Source organism: Streptomyces sp. SID14478, from assembly GCF_010548525.1.
Classification (GTDB): Bacteria; Actinomycetota; Actinomycetes; order Streptomycetales; family Streptomycetaceae; genus Streptomyces.
Map to the genome: position 1 here is coordinate 1 of NZ_JAAGMG010001121.1, position 1,568 is coordinate 1,568.

Consider the following 1,568-nt stretch of genomic DNA (forward strand, 5'->3'; position numbering starts at 1 on the left):
CCGGCGCAGGAGGCGGCGGCCGGCCCGCCCGCCTGCCAGCGCCCGGGCTGCGCGGGCCACTACGACGACGTCGGTGAGGGCGAGTTGTACTGCGACACCTGCGGGCTCGCCCCGGTGGTGTCGCCGAGCGGGCTGGTGTCGTCGCCGCCCACGGGGATCGCGGCCGGCGGCTCGCGCGGTTCGCGTTCGCAGAGTTCGAGGTCGAGTTCGCGGGCCTCGTCGCGGGCGTCGGCGCGGTCCTCGCAGTCGCGCCGTTCGGTATCGGGCCGCCTGTCGCGTTCGCTGTCGGGGAGTTCGACCTCCCGGTCGGTGTCGGTGCGCAGTTCGGGCACGACAGCGGGCAGTTCGGGCCGGGCCCGGCTCGGCGCGGGCCTGGTGCGGGTGCCGGACGTGCCGCGGCCCGACCCGCGCGAGATGGTGCAGGAGCGTCCCGAGGTCCCCGAGCGCAAGCGCTTCTGCTCGCGCTCGGACTGCGGTGCGCCGGTGGGGCGTGCGCGCGGGGAGCGGCCGGGGCGCACGGAAGGGTTCTGCACGAAGTGCGGCCACCCGTACTCGTTCGTGCCGAAGCTCTCCGCGGGCGACATCGTGCACGGCCAGTACGAGGTCGTGGGCTGTCTGGCGCACGGCGGACTCGGCTGGGTCTACCTCGCCGTCGACCGCGCCGTCTCCGACCGCTGGGTCGTCCTCAAGGGCCTGCTCGACACGGGTGACCAGGACGCGATGGCGGCGGCGATCTCGGAGCGCCGCTTCCTCGCGGAGATCGAGCACAGCAACATCGTGCGCATCTACAACTTCGTGGAGCACCTCGACCAGCGCACCGGCTCCATGGACGGCTACATCGTCATGGAGTACGTCGGCGGCAAGTCCCTCAAGGAGATCGCCAACGACCGGCGCACGCCCACCGGCAAGCGGGACCCGCTGGCGGTGGAGCAGGCCTGCGCGTACGGCATCGAGGCCCTGGAGGCCCTCGGTCACCTGCACAGCCGGAACCTGCTGTACTGCGACTTCAAGGTCGACAACGCGATACAGACCGAGGACCAGCTCAAGCTCATCGACATGGGCGCGGTCCGCCGCATGGACGACGACGAGTCCGCCATCTACGGCACCGTCGGCTACCAGGCGCCCGAGGTCGCCGAGGTCGGCCCGTCCGTCGCCTCCGACCTCTACACGGTCGCGCGCACCCTCGCGGTCCTGACCTTCGACTTCCAGGGCTACACGAACGTGTTCGTGGACTCCCTGCCCGACCCCGACAACATCGAGGTCTTCCGCACGTACGAGTCCTTCTACCGGCTGCTCGTGCGCGCCACCGACCCCGACCCGGCCCGCCGGTTCGCCTCCGCGCAGGAGATGACCGAGCAGCTGACGGGTGTGCTGCGCGAGGTCGTGGCGCTGCAGACGAACCGGCCGCGGCCCGCCCTGTCGACGCTGTTCGGGCCCGAAGTGCGGGTCACCGACACGGAGTTGTTCGGCCGGCTGGACGGCGAGGTGTCCCGGCTCGGGGCGCGCGTGGTCCCCGTACGCGCGCCGCGCAACGGGGCGGCGCCCGCGCTGCCGCCGGTCCCCGCGCT

General features: G+C 72.7%; 1 protein-coding gene. It reads left to right on the top strand.

The window, feature by feature from the left end; translation table 11 throughout:
• A partial coding sequence (locus G3I40_RS36145) for a serine/threonine protein kinase (protein WP_239092149.1) occupies positions 1-1,568 on the top strand: 1,568 nt, incomplete at both ends.